Source organism: Streptomyces iconiensis (assembly GCF_028657195.3).
GTDB lineage: Bacteria > Actinomycetota > Actinomycetes > Streptomycetales > Streptomycetaceae > Streptomyces > Streptomyces iconiensis.
On the sequence record NZ_JANCPR020000005.1, the window covers coordinates 204390 to 223338 of the forward strand.

An 18949-nucleotide genomic window follows, 5' to 3' on the forward strand; every position below is an offset into this window, starting at 1 on the left:
GTGTCGGCCCCGGCTCCGGCTCCAGCTCCAGCTCCGGCCCTGTCCCGGACTCCGACCCCGAGCCCGACTCCGAGCCCGGTCCCGAGCCCGACTCCGAGCCCGGTCCCGAGCCCGACTCCGAGCCCGGTCCCGAGCCCGGTCCCGGTCCTGACCCCGATCCCGTTCTCGGCTCTGTTTCACGTGAAACATGGAGCACCGCGAGGGCGATCGCCGCGTACATCACCGCGACGCCGACGACGATGGACACCGAGCGGCCGTCCGGCGGCAGCAGGAGGGCCGCCACTCCGGCGGCGCCGACGAAGGCGACGTTGTAGAGCATGTCGTAGAGGGAGAAGACCCTCCCCCGGTACGCGTCGTCGACCGAGGTCTGCACGGCGGTGTCCGTGGCGATCTTCGCGGCCTGGGTGACGAGCCCGAGGACGAAGGCCGCGATCATCATCGGTACCGGGGCGAAGGGCAGCCCGAGCGCCGGTTCCAGCACGGCGGCGGCACCGGCACACAGCGCCATCCATCCGAAGATGCCGAACCGTCGCACGGCCGTCGGGGTCAGTACAGCGGCGGCGAAGAAGCCGAGCCCCGAGAGGCCGAGCGCGATCCCGAGGAGCCCCAGCCCGTCGTCGGCAGCACCGGTCGCGTTCCAGGCGTACCGGCACAGCATCAGCACGGTGATGGTGAGCGCCCCGTAGCAGAAGCGCATCAGCGTGGCGACGCCGAGCGCATACGCGGCCGTGCGGCGTTCGGCGAGGTGGCGGAGCCCGGCGATCAGTCCGCGCACGGTGCTGGCGACGGCGGCGAGCACCCGGGGCTGCACCTCACCGGGCTCCGGGCCGAGCAGATCCTTGGCCATACGGAGGGACGCGAGGGCGCCGAGCAGATAGAGCCCGGCGCCGGTGAGCAGTACGAGGCTGTCGGCCGATCTGCCGCCCTCGGGGGAGAGCAGGCGCACGGCGAACGCGACGCCGCCGCCGAGCGTGGCGGCCAGGGTTCCCGCCGTCGGCGAGAGGGAGTTGGCGATGACGAGCCGCTTGTCGTCGACGACACGGGGCAGCGCGGCGGAGAGACCGGCGAGGACGAAGCGGTTGACGGCGGTGACGCAGAGCGCGGAGACGAAGACGAGCGCGACCGGTACGGCACCGAGCACCAACGCGGCGGTCAGCGCGGCGAGCACGGCGCGCAGTACGTTCCCGAAGAGGAGGACCTGCCGCCTGCGCCAGCGGTCCAGGAGCACTCCCGCGAACGGGCCCAGGAAGGAGTACGGGAGCAGCAGTACGGCCATGGCGGAGGCGATGGCAGCGGGCGAGGTCTCGCTCTCGGGGGAGAAGACGACGTAGGAGGCGAGCCCGATCTGGTAGACGCCGTCCGCCAGTTGGGAGAGGAGTCGCACCGTCAGGAGCCGTCGGAAGCCGGGGAAACGGAGGAGGGTGCGGAGGTCTCTGGCGACGGACATGGGGACAGCCTCACACAGCCCGCTTCCGTTGTTTCACGTGAAACGGCGTGCCGTTGGGGGCTGCCGACGGCATTGAGGGCACCCAAGCGACGGCATGGGGGAGGGCGAGCGACGGCATTGAGGATGCCCAAGCCCGTCCGCCCCACGGCGTTCACGTCGCCCGCGACGTCCACGTCACCCACGGCATCCACATCACCCACGGCATCCACATCACCTACGGCGTCGGCGAGCCCCACCTGACGTAGGTCCCAGGGCGGGTGGCCGGCTGTTCCTGGAGCGTGCGGGCCGGGCCGAGCAGAAAGACGTCAGGGGCGCGGTCGAGTACGCCGCCGCCCGGGTCGTCGGAGCCGTCGTCCCTGCGGACCGGATCGTGTTCGGGGAAGAGCGCGTCGCGCACGATCATGCCGCACAGATAGAGCGTTCCGAGCAGATGCGCGAGGATCACGAGCTGGTAGCCCTCGGGCGGGAGGCCCTGGTGCTTGTCGCCGCTGCCCGTGTAGGCGAGGTACATCCAGATGCCGAGGAAGTAGAGGACCTCGCATGCCTGCCAGATGAGGAAGTCGCGCCACCGGGGGCGGGCGAGCGCGGCGAGGGGGATGAGCCAGAGCACGTACTGCGGCGAGTAGACCTTGTTGGTCAGCACGAACAACGCGATGACGAGGAAGGCGAGTTGGGCCAGCCGCGGCCGTCGGGGCGCGCACAGGGCGAGGGCCGCGATGCCGGCGCAGCCGACCGCCATCAGGATCATGGCGTACGTATTGGCATCGTCGAACGAGTGTCCGGTCCGCTGCTGGAGGATGAGCCAGAGCGAGCCGAAGTCAACGGGCCGCTCCTGGCTGAAGGCGTAGAACTTCGCCCAGCCGTCGAAGGCGAACAGCATCACCGGCACGTTCACACAGGCCCACGCCAGCGCCGCGCCACCCGCCGCGTACCCGAAGGCCCGCCAGCGCCAGGCCCGCCAGCACAGCACCAGCAGGGGTCCGAGCAACAGCGCGGGATACAGCTTGGCCGCGGTCGCCAGGCCCAGCAGGATGCCGGCCGCGAACGGGCGCGAGCGTGACCACAGCAGCATCCCCGCCGCGGTCAGCGCGACGGCCAGCAGGTCCCAGTTGATCGTGGCCGTCAGCGCGAGCGCGGGTGCGAGCGCGACGAACATGCCGTCCCAGGGGCGGTTGCGGTGGGTGCGTACGACACAGACGACGAGGATCGCGGCGCACACCATCAGCAGGCCCGCGTTGACGAGCCAGTAGATCTGCTCCTCCTGCTGGAGGTTCTCGCCGCCGATCGTCAGCCGTGCGGCGAGCTGCATGAACGCACCGGTGAGTACGGGGTATTCGAGGTACTCCATGCCGCCGGAGATCCGGTCGGGGATACGGTCGAAGTACGGGAGGAAGCCGTCGGCGAAGCCGCGCCCGTTGTAGAGGTGCGGGATGTCGGAGTAACAGGCGTGGACGTACTGCGCCGTCTGGCCCGAGAACCAGCTCCCGTCGAAGCAGGGCATCTTCTGCACCATGCCCAGCGCGTACATCCCGAGCGCCACCAGGACGATCACCCGGAGCGGTGACCACCAGCTTCCCCCTGAAGAGCGCCGTCCCCGCGGACCGCCGATCACTTCGCTCGCCCCGGCAGCGACCTCGTCGTGCTCGGTGGGGTGGACGGCGGAGGGAACGGCTGCGGCGGGAGCTGAGGGCGAGGCGGCGGTCCGGGCGTGGGGGTGTTCGGGGTGCGCACGCGTCATGGGGCCATCCTGCCCCACGCCCGTGTTCCGCCGAAGGCGGTCACCACCGGGTGCGGGAAGAGCGCCGTTGCTGCGTGCCGGGGACCCTCCCTAAGATCATTTGCGATCGACCGGAGGGGCGCGCGGGGAGGACGGAACCGTGCACACGTCGCGCTCCTCAACAGCTACGGGAGGAACCAGGAATGGCGTTCAGCAAGACCGGAGCACGTGCCGCGATCGTCTCCGTGGCGGCCGGCGCGCTCGTTCTCACGGGAGCCACGTCCGCCTTCGCGGGGGACAACTCCCCCGTGAGCATCAGCAAGGACAAGGGCGCCAGGGGAAACTTCGTGCACTCCGGTGACACCTTCGTCCTCACGGACATGCGCAGCGACGGCAAGGCCGCCGTGCTCGACGTCCGTGTGGAGTCCGGCGGTTGGGGCGTCGACCTGACCTACTGGAACACCAAGGGCGCAGGCAAGACGCGCAAGGCCGTCAACAACCTCACCGAGGGCAACAAGGTGCTGACCCGCGCCTGCACCGGCAACGCCAAGACCAAGAAGTACGGCAACTGCGGCCCCTGGACCCAGGGCAAGGCATGAGCACGCGTGGGAGACCGGGCAGTTCGGGTCCCTGACCGGCCAGGTCCCCCGGCGCCCGGGACAGGAGCGGGTCTTCTGACCGGGGGCAGAGAACAGGACTGCTGACCGGAGACGGAAGAGTTCCGGCCGGAGACGGAAAAGGGGTGTGGGCCCGCTGATTCCAGCGGGCCCACACCCCTTCTCGCTCCCGGTCGCTAGTCCCTGCGGTTGCCGCCGGTCTGGCCGGCGAAGATGTTGCCGGGGTCGCCCCCGCCGGGATCACCACCCGGCCCCTCTGTGTCCCCGCCGGGATCACCGCCGCCGGGCCCGCCGTTGCCGTTCCCCCCGTTGGGAGGCTCCCCCGAGCCGCCGTCCTGGCCCTCGTCGTGGCACTTCGGGTCGAGCGGCGGACAGTCGTCGGAGGGAGAGTCAGAGGGCTTGTCGGGGGGAGACTCCGACGGCTTGTCCGACGGCTTGTCCGACGGGTCCTCGGTCTCCTTCGGCGGCGGAGGCGTCGAGGGCTCGGTAGGCGTCGGCTTGGGGCTCGCGCCAGGGCCGAACACCTTGTCGCCGATCGGCTGGGCGTCGGGGAACTGCCTGATCTTCGTGCCCTCAAGGGCTTCGCGCATGTACGAAGTCCAGATGGTGGCGGGGAAGGAGGCGCCGTGGATCTTCTCCTGGCCGCCGGTGCCGAACATCTCCAGGAACTTACGGTTCTTGACCTTGGCGTCGTCGTTCAGCCGCCACATGCCCACGGCCGTCGACAGCTGCGGGGTGTACCCGACGAACCACGCCGACTTGTTGCCGTCGGTCGTACCGGTCTTGCCCGCCACGGGACGGCCCAGCCCCTTCGCGACCGTACCCGTGCCCCGGTCGACGACATCGGTCAGTACGTCGGTGACGTTGTTGGCCACCTGCGGGCTGAACTTGTTCTCCCGGTGACGGTCGGGAAGCGTGAGCTTCTTGCCGTCCTGGTCGATGACCTTCGTCACCGAGTACAGGTCGTTGCGTTCGCCCTGCGCGGCGAAGGTGCCGTAGGCGCCCGCCATGCGGATCGCGCTCGGGGTCGAGGTACCCAGCGAGAAGGACGGGCTGTTCGACTTGTTGAGGCTGGAATTCAGCAGCCCGGCGTCCTCGGCGGCCTTGCGCACGGTGGGGATGCCGATGTCCATGCCCAGCTGCACATACGGCGAGTTCACCGATTTGACCATGGCCTCGCGCAAGTTGATCCGGTAGTTGTTCGCCGGGTCGCCGTAGTCCTCGTGGCCGTCGTTGGTCTGCCGCCAGAACTTGCCTTCCCTGTTCTTCCAGATCGTCCCGTTGTAGTTGCGGATCAGCAGCTTGTTCCGGCCGTCGTAGTAGCTGCTGTCCGGGTTGACCAGGGAACGCTCGTCGGCCGACTGCGTCTCGCCGCCGCTGCGGTCGCGCACACCGTCGCGCATGGCGCTGGCCAGGACGAACGGCTTGAAGGTCGAGCCGACGGGCACACCCGCGTCGTCGGCGTTGTTCGTGAAGTGCTTGACGAAGTCCTCGCCGCCGTAGAGCGCCACGATCTTGCCGTCGTTGGGATTGACGGACGCCCCTCCGAACTGCACATGCGTGTCCAGGTTCGGGCGCTTCTTGGGGTCGATGTTCTTCTTGTAGACGTCGTTGACGGAGTCCCGCATCGCGAACGTCTTCTTCTTGTCGAACGTCGTGGTGATCTGGAACCCGCCGCGGTTGAGCTGTTCGCGGCTGAGGACGTTGTTGTTCACCAGGTACCGGTTGGCGAGGTCGATCAGGTAGCCCTTCTGGCCACGCTTGTCCATCGCCTTCTTCGGCGGCTTGACCGTCGGCGGGCCCTTCTTGATGATCTCGTTCGCCTTCGAACGGGACATCTTGCCGACCTCGGCCTCGCGGTGGAGGACGGACCGCCACTTCTTCAGTGAGCGCGCCTCGTTCGCCTTACGGTCGCCCTCGTAGGGGTCGTACAGGGCGGCGCCGTTGAGGAGCGTCGTCAGGTAGGCGCTCTCCGAGGCGTTGATCTTGTGGACGTCCTTGCCGAAGTACGCCTGGGAAGCGGCCTGGACACCGAAGGCGCCACGTCCGAAGTACGCGGTGTTGAGGTAACCCTCCAGGATGTCCTGCTTGTCCATCGTCGCGCCGGCCTTGATGGAGATGAACAGCTCCGTCATCTTGCGCTTGACGGTCTGGTCCTGCGACAGATAGTTGTTCTTCACGAACTGCTGGGTGATGGTGGAACCACCCTGTGTGTCACCACCGGTCGCCATGTTGAAGCCCGCGCGCGCGATGCCCATGGGGTCCACGCCCGAGTCGTCCCAGAAGGACGAGTTCTCCGAGGCGATCACCGCGTCCTGCAGCGCGGTCGGCATCTGGTCCAGAGAGACGTTCTGCCGGTTCTTCTCCCCTTCGGCGCCGGCCACGGCGAGCCGGTCCCCGTTCGCCCAGTAGTAGACGTTCGTCTGCGAACGGGCTTCCGCCTTCGCCTGGTTGGGGACCTCGACCATCCACAGACCGATCGCGAAGGCGACGATGAGCAGACCTATGAAGCTGAGGCACGACCCGGTCACCAGCTTCCACGAGGGGAGCCAGCGCCGCACGCCGCGCTTCCCCGACCGCGGGTAGTTGATGAACCGCTTGTGCTCGGGCGCCGGTTCACCGCCGCGGCGGCCCGTCTGGCCGTGTGCGGTAGCCGCCCGCCGCCGCCCCCCGCCCTGGGTCGCCTTTCTGGCCTCCGCACGGCTGCCGTACGCGCTGGGGCTGGCGCCGCGCGATTCCGCACCCCTGCGGCCTGAAGACGGCTGCGGCTGCGGCTGCGCTGCGCGTCGGCCGCGCCCCTGCGGCGGCTTTCGACGGTTTCCGCTCATTGGAACAGCTACTCCTCGGGCAGGCGGCCCTTGCGCCTGAAGGTGGCAGTTGACTTCTGGTCCCCCCGAGTACGCCCTGTCCGCGTATCCGGACTCGAACGCACTGCACCCGGGACGAGGACGCTCACTCGCGTCGCATGGTTCCCAGTGGTGGTCTGCACAGCGGACAGACTACGCAGCTTCAAAACCTTCCTTTGCGCGTAATCCCCTCAATCGACGCAAACCTTCTGCTGCGAATCAGGGATGTGAGCCCCTTCACCGACCCCGCCCTTGTCGCTCCCGGGGGCTCGTTCTATCGTCGTGATGTATCGAGTCGATACATCAGTGCGAGATAAGGACGCATCGGATGGGTCGGCGTCAGCGGAAGTACGACGGAGGTGAGGCGAGATGAGCAGACGCTCCGGCATCCTCGAATTCGCCGTCCTCGGCCTGCTCCGCGAATCCCCGATGCACGGATACGAGTTGCGCAAGCGGCTCAACACCTCGCTCGGCGTCTTCCGTGCCTTCAGCTACGGCTCCCTCTATCCCTGCCTCAAGACGCTTGTGCAGCGGGGCTGGTTGATCGAGGAGCCGGGCGGCCAGCCGGAAGAGCCCGTGCTCGCACAGGCGGCGCCGCTGGCCGGGCGCCGGGCGAAGATCGTTTACCGGCTGACGGCCGAAGGCAAGGAGCACTTCGAGGACCTGCTGTCCCAGACGGGCCCCGATGCCTGGGAGGACGAGCACTTCGGAGTCCGCTTCGCCTTCTTCGGCCAGACCTCGCGCGACGTACGGATGCGCGTACTGGAGGGCCGCCGCAGCCGGCTGGAGGAGAGGCTCGCGAAGATGCGCGCCTCGCTCGCCCGTACCCGCGAGCGACTTGACGACTACACCCTCGAACTCCAGCGACACGGCATGGAGTCCGTGGAGCGCGAAGTCCGCTGGCTCAACGAGCTCATCGAGAGCGAGCGAGCAGGTCGCGGCGGGAGCCACTCCACAGAGCACGAGTCCTCGGATCCCGTTCCGGATCCGTCCGATGACACCACCACATGAGGCTCAGCGTGAGCGGGGCCTCATCGAGAACACACAGGGAGCAACCGGAATGGGTTCGGTTCGCGTAGCCATCGCCGGCGTGGGCAACTGCGCCGCATCGCTGGTCCAGGGCGTCGAGTACTACAAGGACGCCGACCCGGACGCCAGAGTGCCGGGTCTGATGCACGTCCAGTTCGGTGACTATCACGTGCGCGACATCGAGTTCGTCGCCGCCTTCGACGTCGACGGCAAGAAGGTCGGCCTCGATCTCTCGGACGCCATCGGCGCCAGCGAGAACAACACCATCAAGATCGCCGACGTGCCGCCCGTCGGTGTCTCCGTCCAGCGGGGCCACACCTACGACGGCCTCGGCAAGTACTACCGCGAGACCATCGAGGAGTCCGACGCGGCGCCCGTGGACGTCGTCAAGGCGCTCAAGGACGCGCAGGCCGACGTCCTCGTCTGCTACCTGCCCGTCGGCTCCCAGTCCGCCGTCGAGTTCTACGCGCAGTGCGCCATCGACGCGGGCGTCGGCTTCGTCAACGCGCTGCCCGTCTTCATCGCGGGCACCAAGGAGTGGGCCGACAAGTTCACCGAGGCCGGTGTGCCGATCATCGGTGACGACATCAAGTCCCAGGTGGGCGCGACCATCACGCACCGTGTGATGGCCAAGCTCTTCGAGGACCGCGGCGTCATCCTGGACCGCACGATGCAGCTCAACGTCGGCGGCAACATGGACTTCAAGAACATGCTGGAGCGCGAGCGGCTGGAGTCGAAGAAGATCTCCAAGACGCAGGCCGTCACCTCGCAGATCCGCGACCGCGACATGGGCGCCGACAACGTGCACATCGGCCCCTCCGACTTCGTCGCGTGGCTCGACGACCGCAAGTGGGCGTATGTCCGCCTGGAGGGACGCGCGTTCGGCGACGTGCCGCTCAGCCTTGAGTACAAGCTGGAGGTCTGGGACTCCCCGAACTCCGCCGGCGTCATCATCGACGCGCTGCGCGCCGCGAAGATCGCCAAGGACCGCGGCATCGGCGGCCCGATCCTCTCGGCCTCCTCGTACTTCATGAAGTCCCCGCCCGTGCAGTTCTACGACGACGAGGCGCGGCAGAACGTGCAGGACTTCATCGAGGGCAAGGACGTCGTCTGAGCGGTGCGATGAGCCGGAGTCGTCGGCGCTGAAGCCGACGGCGGTGCTGGAGGCGCTGAAGGCGAAGAAGGGGCCCGGGAGACGTGGTGACGTCCTCCCGGGCCCCTTCGCCGTGTGCTGCGGCCCGGTGCCCGTCCAGTGCGCTTGTGCGTCAGGTGCTGCGCGTTTCAGGGCGCTGTGCGGGCGTACGCGGGCTGTGTGCTCAGCGGTCGACCGTGCGGTCCACCATCGTCGTCGTATGGCGCAGGCTGGCCGTCAGTTCCTCGCCCACCTTCGGCTCGGGCGAGTCCGAGGGGACGAAGAGGATGGAGACCTGCATGTGCGGCGGCTCGGCGAACCAGCGCTGCTTGCCCGCCCAGGTGAACGGCGACAGGTTGCGGTTCACCGTGGCCAGGCCCGCACGGGCCACGCCCTTGGCGCGGGACGTCATGCCGTGCAGCGCCTTGGGCGACTCCAGGCCGACACCGTGCGAGGTACCGCCCGCGACCACCACCAGCCAGCCGTCACCCGCCGCCTTCGCCTGCCGGTAGCCGAAGCGCTCGCCCTTGGCGATCCGGGTCACGTCCAGGATGGCGCCCCGGTACTCGGTCGCCTCGTGGTCGCCCAGCCACAGCCGGGTGCCGATCCTGGCGCGGAAGTTGGTCTGCGGGAACTGCTGCTGGAGGATCGCGAACTCGTCCGGCTTCAGATGGCTGACGAACATCGTCTCCAGCGGCAGGCGTGCCGTGCGCAGCCTGTCCATCCAGCCGATGACCTCTTCCACCGCATCCGAGCCGTCGGCGCGGTCCAGCGGCAGGTGGATCGCGAAGCCTTCCAGGCGTACCTCGTCGATCGCGGCGTGCAGCCGCGGCAGGTCGGCCTCGGTGACGCCGTGCCGCTTCATGCTGCTCATCACCTCGATGACGACGCGGGCGCCGCGCATCAGGCCCACGCCCTCCACCGAGGAGACGGAACGGATCGCGCGGTCGGGCAGCGGAACGGGCTCCTCGTCCTTGCGGAACGGGGTCAGCACCAGCAGGTCGCCGCCGAACAGGTCCTTGGTCCTGGCGGCCTCGTAGGTGGTGCCGACGGCCAGCACATCAGCCCCGAACCGGGTGGCCTCGTCGGCCAGGCGTTCGTGACCGAACCCGTAGCCGTTGCCTTTGCAGACCGGGACGATCCCCGGGAACTGCTGGATCAGCGACTGCTGGTGCGCCCGCCAGCGATCGGTGTCGACGTATAGGGAGAGCGCCATGGCCGGTAGGGCACCTTTCTGGGATCGGGTGGAGGTCCGGGTCGAGTGTGGAGGTCAGGGGGCAAGGGGCGGTGGTGCGGTCGTGCGTCAGCGCCGTGACATGTAGATGTCGAGCGCCTTGTGCAGCAGCTTGTTGAGCGGGAAGTCCCACTCGCCGAGGTACTCGGCCGCCTGCCCTCCGGTGCCGACCTTGAACTGGATCAGGCCGAAGAGATGGTCGGTCTCGTCCAGCGAGTCGCTGATGCCCCGCAGGTCGTACACGCTCGCACCCAGCGCGTACGCGTCCTGCAGCATCCGCCACTGCATCGCGTTCGAGGGCCGCACCTCACGCTTGTGATTCGCCGAGGCACCGTACGAGTACCACACGTGACCGCCGACGATCAGCATCGTCGCAGCCGAGATGCGCTCGCCCTCGTGCTCGGCGAAGTACAGCCGCATGCGGTTGGGGTCCTCGGAGTTCAGGACGTTCCACATCCGCTGGAAGTACGCCTTGGGGCGCGGGCGGAACTTGTCGCGCTCCGCGGTGATCTCGTAGAGCCGCTGCCATTCATCCAGGTCGTACGGGTTCGCCATGTTGCCCTGGACGACCTGTACACCGGCCTTGTCGGCCTTCTTGATGTTGCGGCGCCACAGCTGGTTGAAGCCCTTGTGCACGTCCTCAAGGGACCGGCCCTCCAGCGGCACCTGATAGACGTAGCGCGGCTGTACGTCCCCGAAGCCGGCGCCGCCGTCCTCGCCCTGCTGCCAGCCCATACGGCGCAGCCGGTCGGCGACCTCGAAGGCGCGCGGCTCGATGTGCGTGGCCTCCACATCGCGCAGGCGCTTGACGTCCTGGTCCTGGATGCCCTTCTTGATCGCGGCAGCGTCCCAGCGCCGGATGACCACGGGCGGGCCCATCTTCACCGAGAAGGCGCCCTGCTGCTTCAGGTGCGCCAGCATCGGCTTGAGCCAGTCCTCCAGGTTCGGGGAGTACCAGTTGATGACCGGTCCCTCGGGGAGGTACGCCAAGTAGCGCTTGACCTTGGGGAGCTGGCGGTAGAGCACCAGTCCGACCCCGACCATCTCCCCGGTCCGCTCGTCGAACCAGCCCAGGTTCTCCGCCCGCCATTCGTTCTTGACGTCCGCCCACGCGGGCACCTGACAGTGGCTGGCCGAGGGCAGGGTCTGGACATACGCCAGATGCTGCTCTCGGCTGATGGTCCTCAGGGTCAGGCTCATTGCGGGACGCTCCTCCGGCGAACTGAGTAATGCTCGCCGGAAGCCTACTGTGCCCCGCAAAACCCCGTTCGGCCCAGGGCGTGGCGCGTTCGCCGGGCAGGCGCTTGCGTTTCCCCGGCGCGGGGCCGGATGTTCCCCCGGGGCGGGGCTTTCGCCGGTGCTTCGCTTTGCCGGTGCTTCGTGTGACCGTCCGGGCCGGTGTTCGGTGCGTCAGCTGTGGGCGGGGTTGCGTGCGACCGCCCGGCCGCCGGTGTTCCGCGCGGTCGGGCGGTCGGTGGCTACGGGAGCAGGCCGCCGTGCGCGATGCCCAGGTAGAAGCCGACGGCCGCCGCGCCGAGCCCGATGATCGTGACGAACCGCTCACCCGTGGTCGCGGAGATCATCTGTCCCCAGGCTCCGGTGAGGATGCCCGCGAGCCCTGCCCAGGAGCTGAGCAGGTGCAGGTCGGTCCAGATCGACGAGATGGCCGCCAGGGCTCCCAGCAGCATCGTCACGGCCGCGAACGAATTCTCGACGGGGTGGGGCTTGCCGTCCGTGTTGAGGAAGGAGAGGGGATGACGTCCTGCTACCTGTGCCATGCGGGACCTCCTGATAGAGCGCGGCCTGGCAGAACGCGGCGCGAACTGTAAGGCCGCTCACACCCGAGGTGTCCAGATTGCGCCGGGATCACCCCGGATTTCAACCGGAAGGCGCGAGGCGGGTACTCTGGTCGGTCTGCGCCGTCACAGTGAACCGGTACCCGGGACACCCGAGGCGCGGAAACGCATCACGACCCTCCTGCCACGGAACGACCGTGGCCGCTGAGTCCAAAGGAGGTGGGTTCCACATGCGTCACTACGAGGTGATGGTCATCCTCGACCCCGATCTGGAGGAGCGCGCAGTCTCCCCCCTGATCGAGAACTTCCTTTCCGTGGTCCGCGAGGGCGACGGCAAGGTCGAGAAGGTCGACACCTGGGGCCGTCGTCGTCTCTCTTACGAGATCAACAAGAAGCCCGAGGGCATCTACTCGGTCATCGACCTCCAGGCCGAGCCTGCTGTGGTCAAGGAACTCGACCGCCAGATGAACCTGAACGAGTCCGTCCTGCGGACCAAGGTCCTCCGTCCCTCGACCCACTGAGGACGAGCCCCTCCCAGGGCTCCCCTCGCAGGGAACAGGGAACCGAGTAGCAGCACACCAAGCACCACAGCAGCCAGCAGCACCCCGCCGAGAGGTTCACCCATGGCAGGCGAGACCGTCATCACGGTCGTCGGCAATCTCGTCGACGACCCCGAGCTGCGCTTCACCCCTTCCGGTGCGGCGGTCGCGAAGTTCCGCGTCGCGTCCACTCCGCGCACCTTCGACCGGCAGACCAACGAGTGGAAGGACGGCGAAAGCCTGTTCCTGACCTGCTCGGTCTGGCGGCAGGCAGCGGAGAACGTTGCCGAGTCCCTCACCAAGGGCACGCGCGTCATCGTGCAGGGCCGCCTCAAGCAGCGCTCGTACGAGGACCGCGAGGGCATCAAGCGCACGGTCTACGAGCTGGACGTCGACGAGGTCGGCGCCAGCCTCCGTAACGCGACGGCCAAGGTCACCAAGACCGCAGGCCGTAGCGGTCAGGGTGGCGGCTTCGGCGGCGGTGGCGGTGGCGGCGGCGGCCAGGGTGGCGGCGGCTGGGGCGGCGGCCCCGGCGGCGGTCAGCAGGGCGGCGGCGCACCCGCGGGCGACCCGTGGGCCACGGGCGCTCCGGCCGGAGGCGGCCAGGGTGGCGGTGGCGGCGGCTGGGGCGGCGGCTCCAGCGGTGGCAGCGGTGGTGGCTACTCGGACGAGCCGCCCTTCTAGACCCCTCGCGGGTCTGGTCCCTCGGGCCTGGTCCCTCGGGTCTGTGTCCCCGGCTCTGTGTCCGGCCAGTTTTTTGGTCCGGGCCTCGGCCTCGGTCCAGTCCCTGCGGGGCTGTAAGGCGCTCGTAAGCCACACACTTCTTGGAATCATTGGAGAGAGAGAATGGCGAAGCCGCCTGCTCGCAAGCCGAAGAAAAAGGTTTGCGTGTTCTGCAAGGAGAAGATCTCCTACGTCGACTACAAGGACACGAACCTGCTGCGGAAGTTCATTTCCGACCGCGGCAAGATCCGTGCCCGCCGGGTCACCGGCAACTGCACCCAGCACCAGCGTGACGTCGCCACGGCCGTGAAGAACAGCCGTGAGATGGCGCTGCTGCCCTACACCTCGACCGCGCGCTAAGGAAGGGTGACCGAATCATGAAGATCATCCTGACCAACGAGGTCTCCGGCCTCGGTGCCGCCGGCGATGTTGTCGAGGTCCGCGACGGGTACGCCCGTAACTACCTGGTCCCGCGCGGTTTCGCGATCCGCTGGACCAAGGGTGGCGAGAAGGACGTCGAGCAGATTCGCCGCGCTCGCAAGATTCGCGAGATCGCGACGATCGAGCAGGCCAATGAGGTCAAGGGCCGGCTTGAGGGTCTGCGCGTCGGCCTCACTGTCCGCGCTGGTGACCAGGGCCGTCTGTTCGGCTCTGTGACCCCTGCGGATATCGCTGACGCGATCAAGGCGTCCGGCGGTCCCGATGTGGACAAGCGGCGCATTGAGCTGGGCTCGCCCATCAAGTCGCTGGGTGCGCACCAGGTTTCGGTGCGGTTGCATGCCGATGTTGATGCGAAGGTTGATGTTGAGGTTGCTGCGGCCTGAGGCTGCGGTGGCTTTGTGTCGCCTTGTGTTGTGATGAGGGTCGTACCCGTTTCGGGTACGGCCCTCATTTGCGTGCCTGCCCTGCGCCTGTTGGGGCTTCGCCCCTTGTCCCCTGTTGTGGTTCCTGTGGGTTGAAGCCCGTTCCCGTTACTGATGGGGCTTCGCCCCTTTCCCCGTTGGCCTCGCCGGCCGGGCGTCGGGGGGCTCCGCCCCCCGGCAATCCCCCCGCCAAAAGGGGCTTCGCCCCCTCTGGACTCCCCCGCCCGTATCGGGACCAGCCCTGAAATAAAGCCCGTCCGGCAATTGAGGACGAGCGCGAGCGAGCTTGAACAGGAAGGGGCACCAGGGGTGGCCGAGACGACCGCTCTGGGTCGCCCCTGACCGGGGGATACGGGGGCATTCCCCCTGTGAGTGGGGGCACCTCCCGGACGAAGTCTGGGGGAGGTGAAAGGGCGGGGCAGGGGAAAAAACAGAGCTGCGGGGCCCGGGGTCGGGGCGCTCTAGGGGCGGACTGCGCCGGTTATGAGCCAGTGGCCGGAGCGGGTTCGTAGGGCGAGGGTGAGGAGGCGGACGGTCATCATGAGGCCCGCGATGGTCCACCACAGGGTGGTCAGGCCGCCGCCGAAGGTGGGGACCAGGAGGGCTGCGGGGGCGAAGACCGCGAGGGTGATGAGCATGGCGCCGGCCAGGTAGGGGCCGTCGCCGGCTCCCATCAGGACGCCGTCCAGGACGAAGACCACGCCGGCTATGGGCTGGGTCAGGGCGATGACCAGCAGGACGGGCGTGAGGTGGTCGATGACGGAGGAGTCCGAGGTGAAGAGGGGCATGAAGAGGGGGCGTACGAGCGCTACCAGGGCCCCTAGGACGACCCCGGAGACGATGCCCCAGAGCACCATGCGGCGGCAGGCGGCGCGGGCGCCCTCTTTGTCGGACGCGCCCAGGTAGCGGCCGATGATGGCCTGGCCTGCTATGGCGATGGCGTCCAGTGCGAAGGCCAGGAGGGACCAGAGGGTCAGGGCGATCTGGTGTGCTGCTATGTCCGCGTCTCCGAGGCGGGCTGCTACCGCGGTGGCGATCATGAGGACGGCGCGCAGGGAGAGGGTGCGGATGAGCAGGGGTATGCCTGCCTTTCCGCTGGCCCGTATCCCGGCTAGGTCGGGGCGCAGGGAGGCGCCGTGTTTGCGGGCGCCCCGTACGACGACGGTGAGGTAGACCGCCGCCATGGCCCACTGGGCGATGACGGTGCCCCAGGCGGAGCCCGCGATGCCGAGGCCGGCGCCGTAGACCAGAAGTACGTTGAGTGCGCCGTTGGCGGTGAAGCCGCCGACCGCTACGTAGAGCGGGGTTTTGGTGTCCTGGAGACCACGGAGGACGCCGGTCGCCGCGAGGACGATGAGCATGGCGGGGATGCCCAGCGCGCTGATGCGCAGATAGGTGATGCCGTAGGGCGCTGCTGTGGGGGAGGCGCCGAAGAGGTCGAGGAGCCAGGGTGCCGTGGGCAGGACGGCGGCGATGACGAGGCCGCCGAGGAGCAGGGCGAGCCAGATGCCGTCCATGCCCTGGCGCAGCGCGGCGGGCAGGTCGTCGGCGCCGAGGCGGCGGGCGACGGCGGCCGTGGTGGCGTAGGCGAGGAAGACGAAGATGTTGACGCCGGTCTGGAGCAGCGCGGCGGCGACGCCGAGTCCGGCGAGCTGTGGGGTGCCGAGGTGGCCGACGATGGCGCTGTCGACCATGACGAAAAGGGGCTCCGCGACGAGCGCGCCGAAGGCGGGGAGAGCGAGCGCGATGATCTCACGGTCATGGCGGCGCATCGTGGCGCGCGACGTCGGGGAGGGCGGGATCATAGGTTCGATCCAAACATCCACAGGTAATGAGCGCAACCGGGTATGGACGCTTACTTGACCGTGTACGGCAGAGGGTCTGAGCACCCTCTGTGACCCTGTCGTGGACAGACTTCCGAAGTTTTTTCCCCGCACAGCCGGTGGACGGCGAAAGCACAGGTCAGAGTGGGTGCGGAGGAGGGTGTCTCAAGTAATCCACAGCACTGTCCCCCGACTCGTGCACAGCTTTCGGCGGCTTCTCCACAGGTTGGGAACCTCTGTCCACACCACCCTGTGGATTACGTGATTGGCTGAACCGTCCGGCAGCCCTACCGTAGAGCAGCGCCTGCCCCCCGTTTCTCGCATCTTCACTGTCGCACCGACGCGCCGTAACCGGAGCCAGGGCGACTTATTTGTCAGAGCAGTGCCGTAAGACTGTGCCGTACGACGGGAGGAGGTGGCGGGGTGACTCAGCAGCCTGAACACGTCGAGGATCCCTGGATCGCCGACCTCGCCGCCGGCGAGAGCTTCCCCGTCACGCGTCAGCGCCGGGGCGGCCCCAACGGCTCGGGGGGGAACGGCGGTTCGGGCGGGTACGAGCAGCACGAGCGCGGCCCCGAGGGGCCACCCGGAGGGTTCGAGCGGGTACCCCCGCAGGACCTGGAGGCGGAGAAGTCCGTCCTCGGCGGCATGCTGCTCTCCAAGGACGCCATCGCCGATGTCGTCGAGGTGCTCAAGGGCCAGGACTTCTACCGTCCGGCGCACGAGACGGTCTATCAGGCAGTCCTCGACCTGTATGCCAAGGGCGAGCCGGCGGACCCCATCACCGTCACCGCCGAGCTGACCAAGCGCGGTGAGATCGCCCGCGTCGGCGGCCCGGGGTACGTGCAGTCCCTCGTCCAGGCCGTCCCCACGGCGGCCAACGCGGAGTACTACGCCGAGATCGTCCACGAGCGCGCCGTACTGCGCCGCCTCGTGGAGGCGGGCACCCGCATCACACAGATGGGATACGCGGCGGACGGCGACGTCGACGACATCGTCAACTCGGCCCAGGCGGAGATCTACGCCGTCACCGAACAGCGCACCTCCGAGGACTACCTCCCGCTCGGCGACATCATGGAGGGTGCCCTCGACGAGATCGAGGCCATCGGCTCCCGCAGCGGCCAGATGACCGGCGTTCCCACCGGCTTCACGGACCTCGACTCCCTCACCAACGGCCTGCACCCCGGCCAGATGATCGTCATCGCCGCGCGGCCCGCCATGGGCAAGGCCCTGGCGCTGGACACGCCGCTTCCCACGCCGGACGGCTGGACGACGATGGGTGAGGTGCGCGAGGGCGACGAGTTGCTGGACGCCTCCGGGAAGCCGACGAGGGTGGTCGCCGCGACGGACGTGATGACGGAGCGGAGCTGCTACGAGGTGGTGTTCGACGACGGCACCACGGTGACCGCCGACGCCGAGCACCAGTGGCTCACGGAAACCCGCGCGTCCGGCCGTTCTCCAGGGTCGGCCGCCGCTGTCCGTACGACGCGGGATCTCGCGCGCACTGTGCGCTGCGCGGACGGCGACCGGAGGCCGAACCACTCGGTCTCCACCGCCGCACCACTGGCTCTGCCGGCACGGGAACTGCCCGTGCCGCCGTACGCCCTCGGCGCATGGCTGGGTGGCGGAGCCCCGGACGCCGCCGGCCTCTCGGCGCTGGACCCCGAGATCCTCATGGCGATCGAGGCGGAGGGGGATGAAGGCTGCTTCTGTGACGTCTCTGCCGTCTCTGCCGTCTCTGCCGTCTGTGACGCGGTGTCCGTACCGGAGCTTTCGTCCGCCGCCTCGTGCGTCGAGTCCCGCTGTCAGGTGTGCGGCCGGCGGAACGGCGGCCTCCAGGCGCGGTTGCGCACGCTCGGTGTGCTCGGGGACAGGCACGTTCCCCAGGAGTATCTGCGCGGTTCCCAGGCGCAGCGGCGTGCGCTGCTCGCCGGGCTGCTGGACACCGGCGGGGCGGTGCACGGTACGGGTTCCGTCAGCTTCGCTGTGACCGGCCTGCGGCTGGCCGAGGACTTCAGGGAACTGGTCGTCGGCCTGGGACATCGCTGCGAGTGGTCGATCCGGCTCGCGGGCGGAGGCGGTGAGAAGACGCGGACGGTGTACGAGGTCTCGTTCAGCGCCCCGGACGATGTCTTCCGCCTGGAGCGCAAGCGTCTGGCACACAAGGAGGCTCGCGCACACGGTGAGGCCCGCGTCGGCGACCGTCAGCGTGCCGGCTCACGGTTCATCACCGAGGTACGGCCCGTGGCGAGTGTCCCGGTGCGGTGTGTGCAGGTGGACAACCCGGATCACCTGTATCTGGCCACCCGCTCCATGATCCCCACCCACAACTCCACCCTCGCCCTGGACTTCGCCCGCGCCTGTTCCATCAGGTACGCGATGCCGAGCGTGATCTTCTCCCTGGAGATGGGGCGGAACGAGATCGCGATGCGCCTGCTGTCCGCCGAGGCGCGGGTGGCGCTGCACCACATGCGGTCGGGCTCGATGACGGACGAGGACTGGACGCGGCTGGCACGGCAGATGCCCGGGGTGACCGAGGCACCGCTCTACATCGACGACTCGCCGAACCTGTCGATGATGGAGATCCGCGCCAAGTGCCGCAGGCTCAAGCAGCGCAACGACCTCAAGCTGATCGTCATCGACTACCTCCAGCTGATGCAGACGGGCGGCTCGCGCCGGCCCGAGAGCCGTCAGCAGGAGGTCTCGGAGATGTCCCGTAACCTCAAGCTCCTCGCGAAGGAGCTTGAGGTCCCGGTCATCGCGCTCTCCCAGCTGAACCGTGGTCCCGAGCAACGTACGGACAAGAAGCCCATGGTGTCCGACCTGCGCGAATCGGGTTCCATCGAACAGGACGCCGACATGGTGATCCTGCTGCACCGCGAGGACGCCTACGAGAAGGAGTCCCCGCGCGCGGGCGAGGCCGACCTGATCGTGGCCAAGCACCGTAACGGCCCCACGGCCACCATCACGGTCGCCTTCCAGGGCCACTACTCACGCTTCGTGGACATGGCCCAGACGTAGGGCGGGCAGCTGTGGGGTCTCAAATCCAGCTTCATAATCTCAGGGTCAGCTGCATATAGATGGCATTTATGCAGCCATCGTGAGACTCGCAGCTCGGGGCGTTCACTCTGCTGGGTGGGGTAAGGGGTGACCTCTCCACGCGGGGAGCGAGCGCTGGCACCT

Annotated in this window: 14 protein-coding genes and 1 pseudogene; 8 read left to right on the top strand and 7 right to left on the bottom strand. The window is 68.3% G+C overall.

The genetic code is table 11. The features are described 5' to 3' along the window. Positions 1–193: 193 nt before the first annotated feature. Positions 194–1447, bottom strand: a pseudogene (locus NMN56_RS06775) (MFS transporter); the annotation flags it as partial. Between the two features lie 214 nt (positions 1448–1661). Continuing rightward, positions 1662–3185 (bottom strand): glycosyltransferase family 87 protein, encoded by a 1524-nt coding sequence (locus NMN56_RS06780; RefSeq protein WP_274042839.1) that lies wholly within the window; start codon positions 3183–3185, stop codon positions 1662–1664. A gap of 182 nt (positions 3186–3367) precedes the next feature. Between NMN56_RS06780 and NMN56_RS06785 the strand changes: the two genes are divergently transcribed. Beyond that, on the top strand, positions 3368–3763 hold the full coding sequence (locus NMN56_RS06785; RefSeq protein ID WP_274042840.1) for a hypothetical protein: 396 nt from the start codon (positions 3368–3370) through the stop codon (positions 3761–3763). A 194-nt stretch (positions 3764–3957) separates the two neighbouring features. Here the strand turns inward: NMN56_RS06785 and NMN56_RS06790 are convergent, their stop codons facing one another. Beyond that, positions 3958–6609, bottom strand: coding sequence for a transglycosylase domain-containing protein (locus NMN56_RS06790; RefSeq protein ID WP_274042841.1), 2652 nt, complete (start codon positions 6607–6609; stop codon positions 3958–3960). A 387-nt stretch (positions 6610–6996) separates the two neighbouring features. Here NMN56_RS06790 and NMN56_RS06795 point away from each other — a divergent pair, with 387 nt between their 5' ends. Both NMN56_RS06795 and NMN56_RS06800 read left to right on the top strand, forming a co-directional pair. After that, positions 6997–7638, top strand: a complete 642-nt coding sequence (locus tag NMN56_RS06795; RefSeq protein ID WP_274042843.1) for a PadR family transcriptional regulator — start codon at positions 6997–6999, stop codon at positions 7636–7638. Positions 7639–7687: 49 nt separating this feature from the next. Continuing rightward, positions 7688–8770: an inositol-3-phosphate synthase gene (locus NMN56_RS06800; RefSeq protein ID WP_274042844.1), complete on the top strand. Its 1083-nt coding sequence runs from the start codon at positions 7688–7690 to the stop codon at positions 8768–8770. A gap of 202 nt (positions 8771–8972) precedes the next feature. On the opposite strand, the gene NMN56_RS06805 is transcribed toward NMN56_RS06800, so the two are convergent. The 3 genes from NMN56_RS06805 to NMN56_RS06815 all read right to left on the bottom strand — a co-directional run bounded on the left by NMN56_RS06805 (position 8973) and on the right by NMN56_RS06815 (position 11800). Next, positions 8973–10004: an alanine racemase gene (locus tag NMN56_RS06805; protein ID WP_274042845.1), complete on the bottom strand. Its 1032-nt coding sequence runs from the start codon at positions 10002–10004 to the stop codon at positions 8973–8975. Between the two features lie 87 nt (positions 10005–10091). Further along, positions 10092–11222: a lipid II:glycine glycyltransferase FemX gene (locus NMN56_RS06810; protein ID WP_274042846.1), complete on the bottom strand. Its 1131-nt coding sequence runs from the start codon at positions 11220–11222 to the stop codon at positions 10092–10094. A 278-nt stretch (positions 11223–11500) separates the two neighbouring features. Next, on the bottom strand, positions 11501–11800 hold the full coding sequence (locus NMN56_RS06815) for a hypothetical protein (RefSeq protein WP_274042847.1): 300 nt from the start codon (positions 11798–11800) through the stop codon (positions 11501–11503). Between the two features lie 248 nt (positions 11801–12048). Between NMN56_RS06815 and rpsF the strand changes: the two genes are divergently transcribed. From rpsF to rplI, 4 genes are all read left to right on the top strand, one after another. Next, positions 12049–12339: a 30S ribosomal protein S6 gene (gene rpsF / locus NMN56_RS06820; RefSeq protein WP_274042848.1), complete on the top strand. Its 291-nt coding sequence runs from the start codon at positions 12049–12051 to the stop codon at positions 12337–12339. Positions 12340–12441: 102 nt separating this feature from the next. Next, positions 12442–13041 carry a single-stranded DNA-binding protein gene (locus tag NMN56_RS06825; protein WP_274042850.1) on the top strand — a complete coding sequence of 200 codons (600 nt, stop codon included), beginning with the start codon at positions 12442–12444 and terminating at the stop codon, positions 13039–13041. Positions 13042–13203: 162 nt separating this feature from the next. Beyond that, on the top strand, positions 13204–13440 hold the full coding sequence (gene rpsR / locus NMN56_RS06830; protein WP_003978893.1) for a 30S ribosomal protein S18: 237 nt from the start codon (positions 13204–13206) through the stop codon (positions 13438–13440). Between the two features lie 17 nt (positions 13441–13457). Next, a complete protein-coding gene (gene rplI, locus NMN56_RS06835) occupies positions 13458–13904 on the top strand; it encodes a 50S ribosomal protein L9 (protein WP_274042854.1) in 447 nt (148 codons plus the stop codon). 500 nt (positions 13905–14404) lie between these two features. Here rplI and NMN56_RS06840 read toward each other — a convergent pair whose 3' ends face one another. Beyond that, on the bottom strand, positions 14405–15748 hold the full coding sequence (locus tag NMN56_RS06840) for an MATE family efflux transporter (RefSeq protein ID WP_274042856.1): 1344 nt from the start codon (positions 15746–15748) through the stop codon (positions 14405–14407). Between the two features lie 441 nt (positions 15749–16189). On the opposite strand from NMN56_RS06840, the gene dnaB reads away from it, so the two are divergent. Continuing rightward, positions 16190–18787, top strand: coding sequence for a replicative DNA helicase (dnaB, locus tag NMN56_RS06845; protein WP_274042857.1), 2598 nt, complete (start codon positions 16190–16192; stop codon positions 18785–18787). Positions 18788–18949: the final 162 nt, after the last annotated feature.

Coding starts and splice junctions, on each gene's coding strand:
- rpsR (WP_003978893.1), top strand. CDS start 13,204: ATGGCGAAGCCGCCTGCTCGCAAGCCGAAGAAAAAGGTTTGCGTGTTC.
- NMN56_RS06825 (WP_274042850.1), top strand. CDS start 12,442: ATGGCAGGCGAGACCGTCATCACGGTCGTCGGCAATCTCGTCGACGAC.
- rplI (WP_274042854.1), top strand. CDS start 13,458: ATGAAGATCATCCTGACCAACGAGGTCTCCGGCCTCGGTGCCGCCGGC.
- NMN56_RS06795 (WP_274042843.1), top strand. CDS start 6,997: ATGAGCAGACGCTCCGGCATCCTCGAATTCGCCGTCCTCGGCCTGCTC.
- NMN56_RS06785 (WP_274042840.1), top strand. CDS start 3,368: ATGGCGTTCAGCAAGACCGGAGCACGTGCCGCGATCGTCTCCGTGGCG.
- NMN56_RS06805 (WP_274042845.1), bottom strand. CDS start 10,004: ATGGCGCTCTCCCTATACGTCGACACCGATCGCTGGCGGGCGCACCAG.
- NMN56_RS06800 (WP_274042844.1), top strand. CDS start 7,688: ATGGGTTCGGTTCGCGTAGCCATCGCCGGCGTGGGCAACTGCGCCGCA.
- NMN56_RS06815 (WP_274042847.1), bottom strand. CDS start 11,800: ATGGCACAGGTAGCAGGACGTCATCCCCTCTCCTTCCTCAACACGGAC.
- NMN56_RS06810 (WP_274042846.1), bottom strand. CDS start 11,222: ATGAGCCTGACCCTGAGGACCATCAGCCGAGAGCAGCATCTGGCGTAT.
- NMN56_RS06790 (WP_274042841.1), bottom strand. CDS start 6,609: ATGAGCGGAAACCGTCGAAAGCCGCCGCAGGGGCGCGGCCGACGCGCA.
- NMN56_RS06840 (WP_274042856.1), bottom strand. CDS start 15,748: ATGATCCCGCCCTCCCCGACGTCGCGCGCCACGATGCGCCGCCATGAC.
- NMN56_RS06780 (WP_274042839.1), bottom strand. CDS start 3,185: ATGACGCGTGCGCACCCCGAACACCCCCACGCCCGGACCGCCGCCTCG.
- rpsF (WP_274042848.1), top strand. CDS start 12,049: ATGCGTCACTACGAGGTGATGGTCATCCTCGACCCCGATCTGGAGGAG.